This window comes from Undibacterium sp. YM2, from assembly GCF_009937975.1.
Taxonomy (GTDB): domain Bacteria; phylum Pseudomonadota; class Gammaproteobacteria; order Burkholderiales; family Burkholderiaceae_D; genus Undibacterium.
Map to the genome: position 1 here is coordinate 1,093,891 of NZ_AP018441.1, position 18,482 is coordinate 1,112,372.

General features: G+C 49.9%; 14 protein-coding genes. 8 read left to right on the plus strand and 6 right to left on the minus strand.

Annotated features, from left to right (window positions below):
• Positions 1–87 precede the first annotated feature (87 nt).
• The 4 genes from UNDYM_RS05025 (at position 88) to UNDYM_RS05040 (ending at position 4,153) form a co-directional block, all read left to right on the plus strand.
• A complete protein-coding gene (locus tag UNDYM_RS05025; protein ID WP_162040067.1) occupies positions 88–927 on the plus strand; it encodes a phytanoyl-CoA dioxygenase family protein in 840 nt (279 codons plus the stop codon).
• 7 nt (positions 928–934) lie between these two features.
• Positions 935–1,762 (plus strand): sugar phosphate isomerase/epimerase, encoded by an 828-nt coding sequence (locus tag UNDYM_RS05030; protein WP_232063701.1) that lies wholly within the window; start codon positions 935–937, stop codon positions 1,760–1,762.
• Between the two features lie 83 nt (positions 1,763–1,845).
• A complete protein-coding gene (locus UNDYM_RS05035; protein WP_232063703.1) occupies positions 1,846–2,928 on the plus strand; it encodes a hypothetical protein in 1,083 nt (360 codons plus the stop codon).
• Between the two features lie 133 nt (positions 2,929–3,061).
• Complete coding sequence (locus UNDYM_RS05040) at positions 3,062–4,153, plus strand: hypothetical protein (RefSeq protein ID WP_162040070.1); 1,092 nt, start codon at positions 3,062–3,064, stop codon at positions 4,151–4,153.
• Between the two features lie 24 nt (positions 4,154–4,177).
• Here the strand turns inward: UNDYM_RS05040 and UNDYM_RS05045 are convergent, their stop codons facing one another.
• The 3 genes from UNDYM_RS05045 to UNDYM_RS05055 form a co-directional block, all read right to left on the minus strand.
• Positions 4,178–5,410: a hypothetical protein gene (locus UNDYM_RS05045; RefSeq protein WP_162040072.1), complete on the minus strand. Its 1,233-nt coding sequence runs from the start codon at positions 5,408–5,410 to the stop codon at positions 4,178–4,180.
• A 77-nt stretch (positions 5,411–5,487) separates the two neighbouring features.
• Positions 5,488–6,060: a 2OG-Fe(II) oxygenase gene (locus UNDYM_RS05050; RefSeq protein ID WP_197740980.1), complete on the minus strand. Its 573-nt coding sequence runs from the start codon at positions 6,058–6,060 to the stop codon at positions 5,488–5,490.
• On the minus strand, positions 6,060–6,629 hold the full coding sequence (locus UNDYM_RS05055; RefSeq protein ID WP_162040073.1) for a 2OG-Fe(II) oxygenase: 570 nt from the start codon (positions 6,627–6,629) through the stop codon (positions 6,060–6,062). Before UNDYM_RS05055 ends, UNDYM_RS05050 begins: the two co-directional genes overlap by 1 nt.
• Before the next feature lie 156 nt (positions 6,630–6,785).
• Between UNDYM_RS05055 and UNDYM_RS05060 the strand changes: the two genes are divergently transcribed.
• The 4 genes from UNDYM_RS05060 (at position 6,786) to UNDYM_RS05075 (ending at position 12,906) form a co-directional block, all read left to right on the plus strand.
• Positions 6,786–7,538: an NUDIX domain-containing protein gene (locus UNDYM_RS05060; RefSeq protein WP_162040074.1), complete on the plus strand. Its 753-nt coding sequence runs from the start codon at positions 6,786–6,788 to the stop codon at positions 7,536–7,538.
• A 283-nt stretch (positions 7,539–7,821) separates the two neighbouring features.
• A complete protein-coding gene (locus UNDYM_RS05065) occupies positions 7,822–10,773 on the plus strand; it encodes a LodA/GoxA family CTQ-dependent oxidase (protein ID WP_162040076.1) in 2,952 nt (983 codons plus the stop codon).
• A 2-nt stretch (positions 10,774–10,775) separates the two neighbouring features.
• On the plus strand, positions 10,776–11,879 hold the full coding sequence (locus UNDYM_RS05070; protein WP_232063707.1) for a tryptophan 7-halogenase: 1,104 nt from the start codon (positions 10,776–10,778) through the stop codon (positions 11,877–11,879).
• Positions 11,880–12,009: 130 nt separating this feature from the next.
• A complete protein-coding gene (locus tag UNDYM_RS05075) occupies positions 12,010–12,906 on the plus strand; it encodes a hypothetical protein (protein WP_162040078.1) in 897 nt (298 codons plus the stop codon).
• A gap of 61 nt (positions 12,907–12,967) precedes the next feature.
• On the opposite strand, the gene UNDYM_RS05080 is transcribed toward UNDYM_RS05075, so the two are convergent.
• The 3 genes from UNDYM_RS05080 to UNDYM_RS05090 all read right to left on the minus strand — a co-directional run bounded on the left by UNDYM_RS05080 (position 12,968) and on the right by UNDYM_RS05090 (position 17,829).
• A complete protein-coding gene (locus UNDYM_RS05080) occupies positions 12,968–14,161 on the minus strand; it encodes a PLP-dependent aspartate aminotransferase family protein (protein ID WP_162040079.1) in 1,194 nt (397 codons plus the stop codon).
• Positions 14,158–15,543, minus strand: coding sequence for a cystathionine beta-synthase (locus UNDYM_RS05085; RefSeq protein WP_162040080.1), 1,386 nt, complete (start codon positions 15,541–15,543; stop codon positions 14,158–14,160). Before UNDYM_RS05085 ends, UNDYM_RS05080 begins: the two co-directional genes overlap by 4 nt.
• Positions 15,544–16,494: 951 nt before the next feature.
• Positions 16,495–17,829, minus strand: coding sequence for an MFS transporter (locus tag UNDYM_RS05090; RefSeq protein ID WP_162040081.1), 1,335 nt, complete (start codon positions 17,827–17,829; stop codon positions 16,495–16,497).
• Positions 17,830–18,482 lie beyond the last annotated feature (653 nt).

The window sequence follows — 18,482 nt, forward strand, 5'->3', positions numbered from 1 at the left end:
ATTCGCTACACTTGATGCAGATCAAGCAAAGGCGTCAAGATAGGTGATTGTCTTTTGCTTCCACTGCATTCACAGCCAGGAGTCAGCATGCTCAACGCACAACAAATCCAGCAATTTCAGCAAGACGGCTACGTCGTCATCCCCAATTTCAAAAATGCAGATGAAATAGCTGCCCTGCGTGAGCGTGCAGCCAAAATCGTTGATGAATTTGATCCAGCTTCCTCCAAATCCATCTTCACGACCAAGGAGCAGGAAAAAAAGGTAGATCATTACTTCCTGAATTCGGCCAATAACATCAGTTGTTTTTTTGAAGAAGAAGCCTTTGATGAACAAGGCAATCTGCGCCAGGCCAAGTCCCTGTCCATCAATAAGATAGGTCATGCGATACATGATCTTGATCCCGTCTTCAGCGCGTTTTCGCGTGGTACTGCACTGGCGAAAGTGGCAGAGCAACTGGGCTTGCTGCAGCCACAGATTTACCAGTCCATGTATATATTCAAGCAGCCTGGCATTGGTGGTGAAGTGCGCTGGCATCAGGACGCAACTTATTTTGAAACCGATCCTGTCAGTGTCACTACCTTCTGGTTCGCCCTCGAAGATGCGACACTGGAAAATGGCTGTATGTGGGCAGAACCGGGTGGTCATCGCACGCCCATGCGTGAGCGCTTCGTACGTGAAGGTGATCAGGTACGGGTAGAAAAGCTCGACAGCATGCCCTGGCCAGATGACAGCACAGCTATTCCACTGGAAGTCAAGGCGGGTAGTCTGGTGTGCTTCCATGGCCTGTTGCCACATTACAGCGCACCGAATCGCTCGGCAGTTTCACGTCATGCCTACACCCTGCATGTGACCGATGGAACGACCAATTATTCACCACAAAACTGGATACAGCGCGACGCCAGTTTCCCTGTACGTGGTTTTGTCTGAGTAGCTCATGATGAATTCTGAAGTATTGATTTTCGCCCCGCACTGGGGCAATGCACACCTGAGTCGTGAAGCTTTCATTGCCAAGGTGCTGGAAGCTGGTTTTGATGGCATAGAAATGTCTTTGCCTATGGATGTGGCTGAACGCGATGCCTGGACAGCAGCGATTGCGGACGCCGGTCTGCAGCTGATCGCCCAGCAATGGGAGACGGTCTTTCACAGCGATTTTGCCGCGCACAAGCAAGCGTTGAATAACTTGCTACGCAATGCCAGCGCCGCAAAACCCCTGTTCGTGAACACCCATACCGGCAAAGACTTTTACACCCAGGCGCAAAACAATGAATTGCTGAATCTGGCTGACGAGATAGCTGCCGAAACCGGTATCCCCATCGTCCATGAAATCCATCGCAGCCGCTTCAGTGGACATCCCATGTTGCTCTTACCCTATTTGAAGCAGCGCCCACAATTGCAACTCAATGCAGACCTCTCACACTGGTGTTGTGCCTGTGAATCCCTGCTCGAAGACCAGGCGCATATACTGGAAAAAGTGTTCCCGTATGTGCGCCACATCCATGCCCGCGTCGGCCATAGCCAGGGGCCGCAAGTCAATGATTTCCGTGCGCCTGAACATGCAGCCGCCTTGCAACAACATTTATCCTGGTGGGATACCATCATCATCCAACAGCGTGCGTCAGGCAAACAGCAGATCACATTGACACCAGAGTTTGGACCATCACCTTATACGCCAAGCCTGCCTTACACAAACCAGGTCGTATCAGATGCCTGGGAATTGAATGTGGCGATGATGCAGTTATTGCGTTCTCGATATCAAAAATGAATTGAAGTTGTGGCAAGTATCTATCTGTGACATCATGCGTGCCTGAAGCTAATATTGCATGCCGGATCCGGCTCCTGGATATGATGAAAACTGTGCCCGAAACTTATGTGTTCACCTGGAAGAAAAATCAATATTCCTGGATATTATTGCTGTTGCTATCCGCGCTTACAATGAGCCTGTTCGCTGGGCTTTTTGGGCTCAAATATTGGGACTTGGTAAAGCTCGGAGATTACAAGAAGATAGCTCCACAATCACTAATTCCTTTGGCTGCTCTTCCCTTGGGCTTTGCCTTTCATTTTGCGATGCAGAAGTTCTTTCGTTCCGCCAGATTAATTGTGGATAGCTCCGGTGTACGTCTGGAGCAACTGCCTGGTCAAGGTCCGGCAATAATGAAATTCCTTGAAAGAAAAATTCTCTGGGCTGACGTGAAGAGTGTCACCTATCTGTCAAGTTTCGAGCTCATTCATTTGCGCTCAACACCGACAATGCAGCCTATGAGTATCAGAGTAAAGGAATGGCAGTTACAAAAGCCGGATATCACTCTCAACGCCAGGAATGCTGAGCCTGATTTGATCAAGCTGTTTCGCGAGTTGGAAGTCTTTGAATCTTTTTCCAAAGATAACAGTTTTGATGCGGCTACCTTTGATTTAATGAAACACCCTGCAACAAAAAAATTGCTATTGCTGAATGGCGGCCTGGTGATATACAGCTTCCTGGATAGCATGCTGCAACACGAAGGCTATGCTTTTTTCAAGCCCGGCCCACATGAATTGGCAGCCATGTCCGCTGCGGCGATTGTGGCTGGTTTGTTACTCAAGGCCAGAGTGCGGGATTATATTCCCTCGGGTATCGTTGCTGGGCTGGCGATGATGGCTGCGATAACATTTGGTGTCGCCAGTTATGTTGGAGGTGTACGCATTAATCAACTTGCAGGTGGTCCCTTGCTGGAAGCCAAATACCATCGGGATGAAAAATGTCTGAAATTACTGCCGGAAGATAAAAGTCTTCCAGTGGTTGAATATACCGAAATGACCACGGATTATTGGTGCAGCAGGGGCATTGATGAAGTCCAGACCGTCAGGGTGCGCAAAGGTTTGTTTAACTCTTATCAATTTGATTTACGAGAGCAGACAAAGGCAATTCGCGATTACAAACAAAAATCCTGATACTGGTTGCCATTGGGTGTGCAGCAAATGCCTGCTCTTGAAATTCATACTACTGAGGCCAGTGTCTGCACCATCAGATACAGAAACAGCTGGTTCAAATGTAAATCTTCAACGATAGAACAATATATCAACCATGCCTGCTAGTTATGTATTCGTCCAGAAGCAAGATAAGCATACCTGGGTCAAGCGTTTGTTATTTGGCACACTGTTATTGTTTCCTTTTATCGCATTTTTTCTTTGGATGTTTTATCAGAATTTGCTAAAATCGGAAATGCTTATTCGCATTCTGGCTGATTCGTCATTTCCTCCGGTATTTGTCCTTGCTCTTATAGCAGCGATTGTCTCCGATGATGTAGCAAAAATCTTTTATCGCTCCACCAGTTTGCACATAGACGATGTGGGTGTGCGTTTAAAACTGCCGCCAAAGAGTAGATGGGCTATCCTTGGCTTTCTTGAAAAAGATATAGCTTGGACAGAACTCAAAGATGCAACTTATGTTGAGCGTTTTCAGCTTGTTCAGTTACGCCCCCAATCTGGCGCACGTTTCCTGAATATCAGGCTTAAAGATTGGCAGTTGCAAAATACAGTCAGTAATTTGAATAGTGGGAATGCTGAGCCAGACTTGTTGACAGTTTTTCGTGAATTAAAAATCCTGGAAAAATACCCGGCCAATAGTCAGCTTGTAGAAGCAAATTTCGATTTGACGAAACATCCCGCAACAAAAAAATTATTGTTTGGAATTGCAATTTTGATCGCCTACAGCTTCGTCGATACGATGTTGCAACATGAAGAATATGCCTTCTTTAACCTCCATTATTTTTTGCCACATATTGTTTTTGGCGCGACTTTTGCGGTCGTGCTGATGGGCTTAATGTTCAAGGCAAGCAAACACGCTTTCATCCCGCGTAGTAATGTCATTGGCTTGGCGATCCTGAGCGGGCTGGTGTTTGGCGTTAGCAGCTATGTAGGCGGTATTCGCATTAATCAACTGGTGGGCGGTCCTTTGCTGGAAGCCAGATATCATCGCGATGCGAGTTGCCTCAATTTGCTGCCTGAAGACAAGAATCTTCCCGTGATTGAATATCCTTACCATGCCAGAAAGTACTGGTGCAGCAAAAATATTGATGAAGTCCTGACTGTAAAAGTTCGTCAAGGTCTGTTTGATCTGTATCAGCTTGATCTCGGAGAGTGGAATAAGGCAATCGGTCACTTTAAGAAGTCCTGATGCCGGTTGCGTTCCTGAGATGATTTAATCTTCAAAAGCAAACCGGAACTCGCCCGGTGGCAGCATCAATTTAGGCGGCGTTTTTCCTGCTTGCACCATCACTACATCGGCAGGCATGCCATCTGCCGGTTCTGACTTGTGGTAGGCATAGATCAGGCGGCGCCCTGTGACCGGTAGTAATTCTTTTGGAATCTCTGTGGCTGTAAAACCCGCCAGTGTCCCCAGCCAACTGGCTCTGCCAGTGACGGTGTTGGTGGAATATGCAGGGTAAATGACCTGCATATCGACGAGCTTATTGTCGATGCCCAGTTTCAAATATTGTTGCCCGCCAGATTTGAGAACAAAGGGTTTATCTTGCACCATCCTGGCAACAGCAGCTTTATACAACTTGCTTTGCCGTGTTGAATCAACATGCTCATACATGGCGGTCTGGTCTATCGTCAGTGGATTGATACCCGTCAGCCTTTTTAATTGCGCCGCCATTTTGGATTTGTCATCATCAGTTTCTGTTACCGGAAATTCATAGGCGTGACCATAGCCTACATAGATGAGGACTTTTGCCTTTGGGTCTTGCCTGAAGATTTTTTGCACCAGGTTCTTCGCCATGCCTGATTCACGCGGTCCATTAACTGGCTCGTAGCTGACAAACTTCCATTGATCGTGCATGGCATCTCGCAAGAAATTAGCATACGTGGATTCTTTAGTTAAAATTCCCGCCTTTTCGCTGACGTATTGTTTTTGCAAAGGGAAGTCGTCATACATATAGAAAGCTTCACAGGCCAGGTAGGTGTAACCTGCTTTCTTTAATTCCCGTGCCAGCTTCATTGCAAATGCTCTATGCATGGGCACATGATGTGCTTCGTTTAAAATGACTACCTGTGTTTTTTGGGCTTCGCGGACGATGGCGGTAATAGCATCTTCAGCCTTAGCATTATTGATGCTGTCGAATTCACTGCTTGTCGCTGGAGCGTCTTCAACAGGCATTCGATTGAATGCAGCAACCGCACCATCAATATCACCCACCATTGAGCGCATCAATCCTAAAGTCATATATCTGGAATTAAGCGTTAAACGTTTCGCTTTATCATCGCGGTAAGTTTTGACCTCAGCTTCCCGTAGTTCAGTTTCTGCTGCTGTTAGTTGTTTTAAGCGTGTTGCATTTGCCGTTGCGGTATCGCTGCCGCCTGCTTGTGCACATAAATGGACCAGGAAAAACAGTCCGGCTAAACACTTCAATTTGAATTGATTGACGACCATGCCTGGCAAACTCCTGGTGTAAAAATGGCAGATATCCACTGAGGTTTTATCCGACGCAACCTATTGCGTCTATCCTCTCAATGACATTCTGCCATCTTCTTGTACATCACGTCAGTACGCAAGACATATTTGATGCCAGCATCAATAGCAGCGCCCTGATGCGGTATCAAGTGAGGGAAAAGCAGCGCCATGCCAGCTTCAGGTTTGATGTCGGCAAAGCGGAATGCAGTATGGCCGCCTGCATAATCTGCATTCAGATAAATCAACAAGGTAAAGAAGCTGCTTTCGGCTTCTGTTCTTTTGAAATTGAGATCATGATGCCATTTGAAATACTGGCCAGCTTGATAGCGATAAAAACGGAAGCGCTCATTCAGGCCTGACAACTTCCATTCCTTTAATTGCGCCGGCAACATCATGCGGGCGCGTTCAAAAATCGACGCTGCAAGCATGGTGTCGTCGAAAATGATGCGGTCATTATTGCGCACCTGATCTTTCCCGCTTATCCCGGTTTTGACCTGTATAGCAGCTTTTTCATACTGCATTTGCTCGCTGCAAGCTATCATGCGCCTGCATTCTTCTTCAGTCAAAAAGCCTTTGATGCTATGCACGCCTGAACCATGGTCATGCACTTCCATGTGATTGCCTGCCATTATGCTGCAGGTGCATTTGTAGCTGCAGCCTTGCGGTACATGACATCCGTGCGCAAGACATATTTGACGCCGCTTTCCACAGGGGCACCCTGATGCAACATCATGTGCGGGAAAACCAGCGCCATACCTTTTTCTGGCTGTATGGTTTCCCAGCGAAAGGATGTGCTGCCGCCAGTGTAGTCACCATTGAGATAAATCAGCAGAGTTAAAAAGCTGACTTCATCTTCATTGCGGGCATAATTGCCATCCTTATGCCATTTAAAATACTGCCCCTCTTCATACCGGTAAAAGCGAAAACGCTCATTCAGGCCCAGCAAAGTCCATTCCTTTAATTCTGCAGGCAGGAACAGTTTTGCTCTTTCAAAGATCGCTGCTGCCAGGATTTTGTCATCAAAGATGACGCGGTCATTATTGCGCACATCTTTATACATACGCATGCCTGTGCCAGTCTGTATCATGGCTTCTTCATAGCCCATTTGTTCACTGGTAAAGATCATGCGTTCGCATTCTTCTTCAGTGATAAAGTTTTTGATGCCAAATACGCCTGCACCGTAGTTATTGAGTTCCATATCGTTCTCGGTTTTGTTTCGTCCTGACTATAATATAAGATACTTTGTTGTAAATTTCAACTAAGTTAGTTTTAAATATTTACGAACTTAGTGACGGATTTGTACTAAATCCAGCTATCGCTTACAATGGCGGTATTGAATACTCAGGGGAAAAGCATGGCGACTGCTAAGCAAAGCGAAAAAGAATTTCTGCTCAATTACAATATCCATGACTATGATGTGCCTTTGACGAGTGTGGATCTGGTGATTTTCACGATCAGGGACCAGGCTCTGCAAGTCTTGCTGGTCAAACGTGGCGATCATCCCTGCAAGGGGCAGTGGAGTTTGCCTGGTGGCTTTATTGATATCCACAATGATGTCGATCTTGATGGTGCTGCTTTGCGCAAGCTCAAGGAAAAAACCGGGGTGGAGGCGCCTTATCTTGAGCAACTCCAGGGCTTTGGCAGCCGCAACCGTGATCCGCGTGGCTGGTCTACTACCTTTGCTTACTTTGCCCTGATTTCTTCTGACCGCATCACGCTCAGCCATGGCGGCAATGCTGATGCTGTGCGCTGGTGCCCGGTCGATTCGGATGAGGGCCTGCCCAAGCTGGCCTTTGATCATGCGCAGATACTCGATGTGGCAGTCCAGCGCCTGCGCAACAAGGTGGAATACACATCCCTTCCTGCGCATTTGTTGCCGGAAGAGTTCACGCTGTCTGAGCTGCAGCGTGTGTACCAGGTCTTGCTAGGGCGACTGGTCGATAAGAGCGCGTTTCGCAAGCGCATCCGGGAAGGTGATTTCCTCGAAGAGTTGCCAGGCAAATGGCGTCTGGGCAGCAATCGCCCGGCTCAACTGTATGGCTTGCGCAAAGGTCAGGGTACGGTCTATTTCAATCGCCTCATGACGGGTGAAGTCGGAGCAAAATAGTTTTTCCTCCATCTTTAGTTTGGGGCGTTTTGAACTAATGCCCCAAACCAACATCGTCAAGTTTTGTCAAAAGTGCACTTCTGCACGCATCTAAACTTGACGAAAATTTAATATTATCAAATAATCATCCTGCATTCCTGATTTTCATGTTTGCCCGTAATTTAAAACAATGAGCATTGCTGCGCGTTGTGGTGAGTTGCGGGCAAATGTCCGCATCAATAATGCGCACCAGCCAAAACTAAAGCTGGCAATTGCGCATTCAGTACAAAAAGGGAGACAGTGTATGAGCAAAGATCAAGACCCCATTCCGCCATGTTTTGACCAGGCCAATCAGGCACCTGAGCGCTTGACCGAGATGTTCGTTGGGATAGCACAGGGAAACCGTATCAGACTCGGCCAGCGTCCGGCGGAGCGTGCGGTGTTCCGTAAATTGCATGGGGTTGCCAGCGCCAGGCTGGTCATGGAAAAGAAGATACCTGCCAAACTCAAGGTCGGCGTTTTTGCGCATGAGAGCCTGGACGCCTGGGTCAGGTTTTCCAGTGACACCACACCAACTTCACCTGACCTATATTCGACTTTGGGGATAGGTATCAAACTGTTTGGCGTGCCCGGCCCCAAGGCGCTGGGTGATGATGGCGACACGGCTGACTTCATCATGCAAAACTTCCCGGTCTTCTTTGTCGATAATGCCAAGGAGATGGTGGAGTTTACTTATGCTGGCGTGGTTGCGCAGGATTATCCCGGCTATCTGAAAAAACATCCCAAGACTGCAAAAATACTGGACCAGATGGAAAAGGTCGAGGGCAGTACCCTGACCACGACTTACTGGGCCATTCTGCCTTTCCAGGCCGGGAAAAAAGAATACGTCAAATACCGCTTGGAGCCAGTGACACCACCAGAGAATGTGCCGAATGATGAACGCGATTACCTGGCCGTTGATATGTGCAATCGCCTGGCCAAGCGTGAATACCAGTTCCGCTTCATGGTGCAACTGCGTACCAATCCCAAGACCATGCCGCTGGATGAAGCAACGGTGGAATGGCCAGAATCAGAAAGCCCTTTCATTCATGTCGCCACTCTGATCTTGCCGCAGCAGGATATCAGCGTGCGTGGACAGTCTGAATATGGCCAGGGCCTGGCCTTCAATATCTGGCGCGTGCCGCCAGAGCAGGCACCAGTGGGTTCCATCGCTGAAGCCCGCAAGGTCGTGTATGCAGCAGGTGCAGATGCCAGGCATGAAGCCAATGGGCAAAGCCTGCAAGACCCGCGTGAACCGCGTTCCCCGACTGCGGGCTGCCCCTTTCACGCAGTAGCGCAGGCAAAAGCAGAACCAGTCGTCAAAGACACTTGCATCGTCAAGGCCGTGATTTATCCCTCCATAGGCGTCGCACGTGTAGGCACCAGTGAGAAGGAATGGTTTTTGGGGCCAGAAGTACCTTATCCAAAACCAGAGGCACCAGGCTATTACCGTGACGCCCATAAAAAACTCAAACGCCAGGGTGCCAGGTTCCGAGTGTATGGTGTGAATGCCAAAGGCGAGATCGTCAAGGAACTGAATGCCGACAATGCAAAAGTAGAGTGGCAGGTGCAACTCGCCAATACCAAGTCAGCATGGTATGGCTTCCAGCTGGCGCTGGATATTCCAGAAGCCGCATCTGCACCGCAAACCACCTTGCGCAATGCGGCAGTGCCCGACAGGACCATGTTGTCCATTACGCCCAAGCAAAGAAAAGTCAGCGGTAAAAAATCCAAACCGCAGCGTTTTGATGATGGCAAATTCATGGGCAAGCCTGTATATCTGGGCGAGGCTTTCACTGATGAGCAAGGTCGTTTGATTGTACTGGGTGGGCATGGTGTATCAGCCTCTTACGATAATAGCCGCGCCATCACCTTTGCCAATAATGAAGGCTGGCATGATGATACTTCTGACGGACCCATCAATGCCAAGGTTGTCTATGAAGGTCTGGAATTGATGGTGGAGCCGTCCTGGGTCGTGGTTGCTCCTCCCAACTATGCGCCACAAAGAAAATCCGTGCGTACCATGTGGGACTTGATGCGCGATGTTGCCATCACTGCCGGTACCTTGCCCAAACCAAAGCGGCCCAGCTTTACTTTCGATATCCTGCCCCTGTTTGAGCGCCTGCATGGTTTGCAATGGGTGAATGCTGGCTTCAATGCAGGTTTTGGCTGGAAGGGCATGGTGGACCTCACGAGTGCGCAGGCATTGTCGCGCCTGGCGAGTACCAATACCGCCTATGTAGAATTGCGCCGTACCATCGCCAACCAGTTCCGCAACTATGAAGTCGATGCCTGGTCACCCAAGCCCTGGCCGTGGTTGTATGGTGATGCCATGGCTATCCCCGCTGCGCAAACGCCAAGGCAAAATGCCTCGCTGACGGCGACTCAACTGGCCATGCTGATGGAATGGGCAGAAGGCAATTTTGTAGAAGACTACGACCCTGATCGCAAACATGCTGAACGTATAGACCAGGTGCCGCTGGAGCAGCAAGGCGACACCCTGACGCAGGCAGCGCTGGACTTTTGTCTGGCCGATGCCTTTCACCCAGGTTGTGAAATGACTTGGCCAGTGCGTGCCAGCACCATGTATATGGCACCCTTCCGCTTTGCTCATGCCGTCGATGGCTGGATTGCGCCTGGCCTGGGTGAGATACTGACCAGCGATGGCGTTACTATACCTAATGGCCCCTTGTACGGCCAGCAGGCGGGCGGCATCACACGCTGGATGGCTGTGCCATGGCAGACGGATACTGCAAGCTGCCGCTCTGGTTACGATAAGTCTTATGACCCTTATGTACCGAGCTTCTGGCCAGCCCGCGTGCCCAATCAGGTTTTGACCAAGCAAAACTATGCCGTCGTCATGGATGAGAAAAAACCGCTGGGTGAAAGGCTGGCCGCATTCGCCAACCGTGCCTCGTGGATCAACCCGCTGGGCAGCACCAGTTATACCGACCAGATCAATAATATGATTCATCATTTTGATCATCTCGGTGTGGTGGAAGTGCATCCCGGCCCATCTGATCATGCACACTTCCCGGCGGAGTTTGAAGTCGAAGACCAGCACATACCTATCGCCGACATGCCTGCACCAAATGCTCAGCATGTCGCACATGATGAGCATGCAAGGGTAGGGGCGGCAGAAGTGACGAATGCTGAATCTGTCGATATCATGACGATAGAAAAAGTACGCCGCTTCCCGCGTGGCCTGCATCGTTAGACGTGGGAACTTTGCAGATAGATGCCTTGGTACTGGGGGCAGGGCCTGCGGGCTCTGCCTTTGCCCTGAACCTGGCGCCATTTCAAAAAGTAGTGATGCTGGAAGCATCACCAGCAGCAGCCATGCGCATAGGTGAATCCCTGCCAGCCGCAGCCGGTAAGCTGCTGGCTGACATGGGATTGTATGAAGCATTTTTGCAGCAAGGCCATCAGCCTGCGCATTTGAATATCAGTCAATGGGGCAGTGATCTGGCAACAGAGCAGGATGCCATGCGCAATCTCGATGGGCATGGTTGGTATCTCGATCGCCACCGTTTTGATTGCTGGTTGCAGGATGTCGCGCAAGAGCGGGGTGCAGCTTTGCTGAGGCAAAGCAAGCTGCTGTCTTTTGCACCGGCAAAAAGCAATGCTGAATATTGGGATGCTGTCATCGCCGTGCAAGGCAAGACGGTGCAGGTAGAAACTAAAATGCTGATCGATGCCAGCGGCAGAAAGTCACTACTGACACGGCAACTGGGCATAGCCCGCAAAGCCACGGATAAACTGGTGTGCAGCTGGCTGGTAGGCAGGGACACTGACAATACAGCAGGCTCAAGCCACATCAGTGCCGAAGCTGGCGGCTGGTGGTATAGCTCATCCTTGCCAGGGCAGGGCCGCATTGTGGCGTTCTACACTGATGCCGATTTACCAGCAGCGGCAGCCTGCAATCATCAGCAAGGGCTATTGCAGCGTCTGCGTCAGAATCCGCAATTGACAGCCTGTCTTGATGAATATGGTTTTGTACCGGGACAGCAGCATGGATATTGTGCTGCCCATACTGCAGTGCTGGAACAGTTTGCCGGTTCCAATTGGCTGGCTATCGGCGATGCCGCGCTGAGTTTTGATCCTCTATCTTCACAGGGCATTTTTAATGCTTTGTACACCGGTCTCGCTGCAGCAGAAGCTGTGTCTCATTATGATGCTGACGCACAAGCTGGCTATATAGCTGAACTGAACTCCATACAGGCTGCCTATCTGCATCATCTGCGTGTGTGGTACGAGCAAGAGCAGCGCTGGGCTGATCAGCCATTCTGGCAACGCCGCAATACTTCTTTAACGCCTGCCTGAATTTCCTGGTTGCAAAATTGTAAGCAGACGTGAAGCGTCTGTATGCAATAAAACCCCTCAGCTAGAATTGTCGCTTTCTTTGTCTGGGATGGTGTCAGTGTCTTATTTCTTGCGATGCATATTATTGTCCATGCTCTTGTTTGCGACTGCCTGTTCCAAGACAGAATATGCCGATACTCTGGAGCCTGAGGCGCTGATGAAGCTGGTTTTCAAAGGCTGGCAAAAAGAGGGGAAAAACTCCATCGTCAAACCACCCATATTGAAAATCCAGGATGGTGACATCTCAAAGAAAGGCATGGAGCTGGAGCCGGTAAAGGTTTTTAAACTGGCTGAAGACAGGGCAATGATGCTGGTCAAGGCGACACCGACCAGTGTCGATCAGGTCAGCCGCGACGTACTTGCTGCCTACTGGTTCAAGCGCGACGGAGAAAAATGGTTGCTCGAAGCCAGGCAGGATGAGATTGATACCCTGTTGTCCAAGCATGAAATCAAGCTTGTTAAACTTGTTGATCTGGCGACATCCACGCAAGGGCTGCTGCTTGAATATGGTGGCCACCAGCATCAGGAAAAAAGTGCATGGACCAGGTTGTACAAATTGGGACAACATCAGCTCATCAGCATGCTGGCTGAAAATGAGGATTTTTTATCTTCCATAAATGCGTTCAATAATGCAGATTGTCTTGCGCGCATGAAGAAGGGCTTAGGTAAACCTGAACGCCTGCGCCTGAATGACAGGGATGGGAAGTCCGGTAATTGCCTGGATATCAAAGTCAAACTCCAGATCAAGCCAGGAAAATCCATGCCCGGTGAAATCGTATTGAGTTCAAATGCAAGGATGGTTGAGTACCGTGAAATTGCGCATGAAGAAATCTCCAGTGCTGATGAAGGTGGTGAGCCTTATACAACTTATGAAGTCATTCCCAGTACGCCACGCTCAAGTATGGTGTATCGCTTTGATGAAGCCAAAGGCAAGTATCAGTTAGTCAGCGGTAGCAAGACTTTCTTGCCGGACTGGTATCGCGAATAAAGCATGACAAGCCCGGTTATTGACACCGGGCTTGTGAACTGCTGCTTAATTAAACCGCATATCAGACTGCATCCAGCGCAGACTGCAAATCCTGCCTCAAGTCTTCCACATCTTCTATGCCTACCGACAGGCGTATGAATGAATCTGTAATGCCCAGCTTGGCTCTTTGTTCTGCCGGGATCGTTGCATGCGTCATGATGGCCGGATGTTCTATCAGGCTTTCCACGCCGCCCAGGCTCTCAGCCAGAGCGAATACTTCGCAACGTTCGAGGAAGCGGCGTGCGCCTGCCAGATCGGTATCAAGTTCTATGGAAATGATGCCGCCAAAGCCATCCATCTGCTGCTTGGCCAGTTCATGTTGCGGGTGGCTTTCCAGACCTGGGTAATACACCTTCTTGACCTTGGGCTGTTTTTCCAGCCAGCGTGCCAGGTCCAGGCCATTTGAGTTATGGCGTTCAACGCGGATATTGAGGGTCTTGATGCCACGCAAGGCCAGGAAGCTGTCGAAGGGGCCGGCGATCGCACCAACGGAGTTTTGCAAAAAGCCCAGACGCTCGCGCCAGTCAGCCTGATGTGCTTCGCCACCAACGATGGCAACACCACCGATGATGTCCGAGTGGCCATTCAGGTATTTGGTCATGGAATGGACGACGATATCGAAACCCAGTTCCAGCGGACGTTGTACCTTGGGGCTGGCAAAGGTATTGTCAGCTACGGCGATGATATTGTGTTCGCGGCAGATTTTTGCAATCGCCCGCAGATCAGCCAGTTTCAGCATGGGGTTGGTTGGTGTTTCTACCCACAGCATCTTGGTGTCAGGGCGTATCGCAGCCAGCACTTCTTCTGGCTTGGTCATATCCACATACGTGAACTGCAGGCCAGCGCTGCGTTTGCGTACGCGTTCAAACAGGCGGTAGCTGCCGCCATACATATCATCGCCGGCGATGATATGAGCGCCACTGTCGACGATTTCCAGCACCGTGGCAATCGCTGCCAGGCCAGAGGCAAAGGCAAATGCCTGCGCGCCGCCTTCTAGGTCAGCTACGGCACGTTCCAGCGCCCAGCGGGTAGGATTGTGCGAGCGGCCATAGTCCAGGCCCTTGTGGACGCCAGGGCTGTCCTGCACGAAGGTGGATGTCGCATAGATAGGCGGCATGATGGCGCCGGTAACCGGGTCGGGGAATTGCCCGGCGTGGATGACACGCGTGCCAAAGGCTTGCGGATGGGTAGGCTTCTTGTATTCGGGATAGCTCATGAAAGTGTCCTGCGCATATGGTTAAGAAGGTCAAAGCGGGTAATCAGGCCATAAAACTGCTTTTCCGGTTTATCGGCTGCAATGATGGCGACCAGGCCGCGGCCCAGTGTTGCGCGTAATGCAGCGATGCTGGCATCTGGTGCCAGGGTTTCTATCTGGCTGGTCATGGTGTCTTCCACTGCACTGCGGAACAGGCTGGCATCGGCAGATACTTTCAACAGCAGGTCTGATTCATCAATGATACCGATAATCGCGCCATCGCGTATGACAGGCAGTTGTGATATATCGGCACTGCGCATGCGGTTGAAAGCCACCATCAGGGTGTCGCTGGCGTTCACGCTGATGACGCCGCCTTCATCGTAACGGCGGCTGATGATATCGCGCAGGTCGTGATAGTTTTTACGCTTGAGCAAGCCCTGGTCTGTCATCCAGTTGTCGTTATACACCTTGGACAGATAGCGTGTGCCAGTGTCGCAGACAAAAGTGACCACGCGCTTGGGTGTGGTCTGGGTGCGGCAATAGCGCAGGGCGGCGGCCAGCAGGGTGCCAGTCGAAGAGCCTGCCAGTATGCCTTCTGCGCGCAGCAGTTCACGTGCCGTACCAAAGCTCTCTGCATCATCAATCGTATAGGCATGCTTGACCGAACTCATGTCGGCAATGCCGGGGATGAAATCTTCACCTATGCCTTCGACCGCCCAGGAGCCGCTGACTTCATTGACATTGCCTGTTTCTATGTACTCGGCAAGGATGGAACCCTTGGGGTCGGCCAGCACGAATTCCAGTTCAGGCTGGACCTTGTTGAAATAACGTGTCAGGCCCGTCAGGGTACCGGCAGAGCCTACGCCAACGACGATGGCATCGACTTTATGGTCAGTCTGTGCCCAGATTTCTGGCCCCGTCGTGGTTTCATGCGCTAGCGGATTGGCTGGATTATTGAACTGGTCGGCAAAGAAGGAGCCGGGTATCTCTTTGGCCAGGCGGGCCGCATAGTCCTGGTAATACTCAGGGTGGCCCTTGCCTACATCCGAGCGGGTGATGTGGACTTCTGCACCCATGGCTTTCAAATGCAGGATTTTTTCTGTGGACATCTTGTCTGGTACCACCAGCACCACGCGGTAACCCTTGGCGCGTGCTACCAGTGCGAGGCCCAGGCCAGTATTGCCAGCCGTTGCCTCGATTACGGTGCCACATGCCTGCAAGCGGCCTTCGCGTTCTGCAGTTTCTATCATGGACCTGCCTATGCGGTCCTTGATGGAGCCGCCAGGGTTTTGTGATTCCAGTTTGAGGAATAATTCACATGGCCCTGTATCAAAGCGGGTAACCTTGACCATGGGCGTATTGCCAATCAACGCAAGTACTGCGGGATCAGTTTGTTTTGTCATCTTAGTGTGCTCCTGGGTGCATACGATATGTTGCGACAGGTTTAGCATTTGTTTATGAGGCAGCTATGCTAGCTATTTCATCTCCTGAGGCTAAGGAATTTTTCCAACTAAGCATAGTTGGAAAATGATTTACTTGCATTTGGGTAAAACTAGTTTTGAGGTCAAAGTGGCAAGTATGGGGATAGTATAGCCATAGTTTGGAAAATTGCTGGGGTATATGCGGTTTGCTTATATCGAGGCTTTGAGTATTTATGTTTGTGCAATGGGGGGCTGGTTGAGGCACTAAGGATTATTGTGGTTTTATGTTATTCGTCAAATCGCTCTGATTTGAAGTCGAAGAGCGTCTGGCTTCATTTGGCTGATTGAGCAGCGCATGACTGCAATCTATATAACGTCATTCCAGCGTGCTTTTGGCTGGAATCCAGTGGCGTTCGTAGTGTACCGAGAGGTCTATTAATTTCAGGTTTGAGGGATTTTATGGATTAGATTTTTTAAATCCGCATACGTAATTTGCGATTGCAGGCCGGTGGTAGACCGGCAGCTACACACCTTTTTGCTTCGCCAAAAGGCGACCCAGGCGTCGATTCCACTGCGCCGCTTGCAAGCGGCTTAGATGTTGTCAGCGCAAAGCATGTTGCACGAAACCCCTGCTACACTTCAAACAGCGGCCCTTCTTAATCCATTTTCTGTACCGCACAAACGGCATCGACACATGCGAACTGCGGACAGTCAAACCCAACTGCAACGTCAAACCCAGCAGCAACATCAATGCGACCTTGATTTATATTCGTGAATGCACGGCGAATCGTCTAATGTCAGATGAGTTCATCCGGTCTATCCACAGCCCAAAAAAATAAATGCCGCGCAAGGCGGCATTGAAAGTGGGGGACTTGTTACTTTAAAGCGTGAACGGTTGGGACGAGCCGCCTTTATTTTGTTGTGTACTGCATGTCAGTTTTCTGTTTGCCCTTCTTTATGATGGAAGGGCGCAAACCAGCATACCGCAAATGAGGGGATAGTGGCCAGCATGACGAAGATGAAATAATTTGTATATCCCAGTAATTGCTGCAAGTGGCCACTGATGACGCCGGTGACCATCATACACAGGCCCATGAGGCCGGTGCCGAAGGCGTAGTGTGTCGTCGTGTATTTACCGGGGGCTAACTGCTGCATCAGGTAGATCATGAAACCGACGGAGCCAAAGCCAAAGAAGAATTTTTCGATAGCAACGCCAGCGGTGATTAGCCAAAGGCTTTCTGGCTGGAAGATGCTCATGACCAAAAAGCTGGCATTCGGGATATTCACTGCACAGCAGAGTATGAAAAGCGTCGGTTGCAAACCACGCTTGGCGACAAACCAGCCGCCGAGCAAGGAGCCGAGCAAAACGGCGATCAGGCCATACGTGCCATAGGTCAGCCCCAGCATTTCATTCGATAAACCCAGTCCACCCTTGCTGACGGGATCGACCATGAAGAAAGGGCCGATTTTTTCCAGGAAGCCTATACTGAGACGGAACAGGAAGGCGAAAGCGATCATCAGCCAGACATCGCGTTTCTGGAAAAAGGTGATGAAAGAGTCGCGCAAGATGAACAGGGCTTCACCCACATTGGCAGGTGTGTTTTCTGCCTTCGCACCGTCTGGCATGGTGCGCAGATGCCATGCTGCCATCAGGGCCATGACTCCAGCGACGATGAGGAAAATGATGCGCCAGGCATCCATCCAGTCTGCACCAAATACCTTGGGGTCATGATGGAAAAAATCGGTATGCAACTTGCCACTCAAATACACCAGGCCACCTGCCGCCACGATGGGGCCTATATTCCAGCTCAGACTCTGGATGCCGCAATACAGGGACTGTGCCTTGCTGTTCAGTGAGGTGACATACACGCCGTCAGCCGCAATATCCTGGGTGGCTCCGAGGAAGGAAATGATCCAGAACAGGCTCATCAGTATCAGCATGTAGTTCGGCAGTGACATGACCAGCGCGACACCGACAAAGCCGACGGCTATGATCAGTTGCGTGCAAATGACAAAGAATTTCTTGGTCTTGTACATTTCTACAAAAGACGCAAACAGAGGCTTGATGGTATAGGCGAGAATCAGGTAACTCGCATATTCAGCGGCCTTGCCATTGTCCATGCCCATGTTCTTGAACATGATGGCGCTGACATTGGTCAGCATCATATAGGCCAGCGCCATCGTAAAGTAAGTGGTTGGCACCCAGTACAAGGGCGACCTTCTGACCGGATTTACCGGCGGAATATTGACTTCTGTCTCAGTAATCATGGGCTGCACGCTTCTTTATAAGTAGGCGGCATGCCTGCCGGTTTTCCTTTCTGCATAGCCCGTCATGGAGCGATGCATGAAATGATGCTCACTTGTTATCTGCCAGTACAGAATCCTCTTTGTGGAGGATATGACCAGTCATGAATGACAAATGAGTTGGCAGGCTGTCTCGTTAATAGTTTTAATTGGAACCGGTCATCATTTATGAAAACCTTTTCAAGCGCAGAATAACATGAATTTTTAAAACGGAGCATTGCATTCGCAAAAAAATATAAACGGATACTGAAAATCTTCCCGGATTGATAGCTTGATTCCTATGGAGAACGTCTTGTTTACAGCGTCAGCCGGGCAATGGTGACTCAGGTATTTGAATTGAAATCGTGTTGTATTCTCAGCAGAGAAACAGGGGGTTACGAGTGAAATTGATTTCAGTGCAGACATTGGAGATATGCAGCATGCGGCATGACAAAATCTGCATTTTTGAAGCTGGTTCACAATTTTATAGAGGGATGAATACAGTTTGCGAAAGTCTGGCGTTGACAGCCTACATATCCGGTGATAAATTCCCATTTGTGAAAACGTTTTCAATAATTTGTTCAAATAATCTTCATGTTGATTGTTTTGAGGTGTGAGCAGCGATTTTCGTTTCTACC

Excerpts from the sequence above, each read along its gene's own strand:
- UNDYM_RS05025 (WP_162040067.1), top strand. The coding sequence starts at position 88 with ATGCTCAACGCACAACAAATCCAGCAATTTCAGCAAGACGGCTACGTC.
- UNDYM_RS05030 (WP_232063701.1), top strand. The coding sequence starts at position 935 with ATGATGAATTCTGAAGTATTGATTTTCGCCCCGCACTGGGGCAATGCA.
- UNDYM_RS05035 (WP_232063703.1), top strand. The coding sequence starts at position 1,846 with ATGAAAACTGTGCCCGAAACTTATGTGTTCACCTGGAAGAAAAATCAA.
- UNDYM_RS05040 (WP_162040070.1), top strand. The coding sequence starts at position 3,062 with ATGCCTGCTAGTTATGTATTCGTCCAGAAGCAAGATAAGCATACCTGG.
- UNDYM_RS05045 (WP_162040072.1), bottom strand. The coding sequence starts at position 5,410 with ATGGTCGTCAATCAATTCAAATTGAAGTGTTTAGCCGGACTGTTTTTC.
- UNDYM_RS05050 (WP_197740980.1), bottom strand. The coding sequence starts at position 6,060 with ATGGCAGGCAATCACATGGAAGTGCATGACCATGGTTCAGGCGTGCAT.
- UNDYM_RS05055 (WP_162040073.1), bottom strand. The coding sequence starts at position 6,629 with ATGGAACTCAATAACTACGGTGCAGGCGTATTTGGCATCAAAAACTTT.
- UNDYM_RS05060 (WP_162040074.1), top strand. The coding sequence starts at position 6,786 with ATGGCGACTGCTAAGCAAAGCGAAAAAGAATTTCTGCTCAATTACAAT.
- UNDYM_RS05065 (WP_162040076.1), top strand. The coding sequence starts at position 7,822 with ATGAGCAAAGATCAAGACCCCATTCCGCCATGTTTTGACCAGGCCAAT.
- UNDYM_RS05075 (WP_162040078.1), top strand. The coding sequence starts at position 12,010 with ATGCTCTTGTTTGCGACTGCCTGTTCCAAGACAGAATATGCCGATACT.
- UNDYM_RS05080 (WP_162040079.1), bottom strand. The coding sequence starts at position 14,161 with ATGAGCTATCCCGAATACAAGAAGCCTACCCATCCGCAAGCCTTTGGC.
- UNDYM_RS05085 (WP_162040080.1), bottom strand. The coding sequence starts at position 15,543 with ATGACAAAACAAACTGATCCCGCAGTACTTGCGTTGATTGGCAATACG.
- UNDYM_RS05090 (WP_162040081.1), bottom strand. The coding sequence starts at position 17,829 with ATGATTACTGAGACAGAAGTCAATATTCCGCCGGTAAATCCGGTCAGA.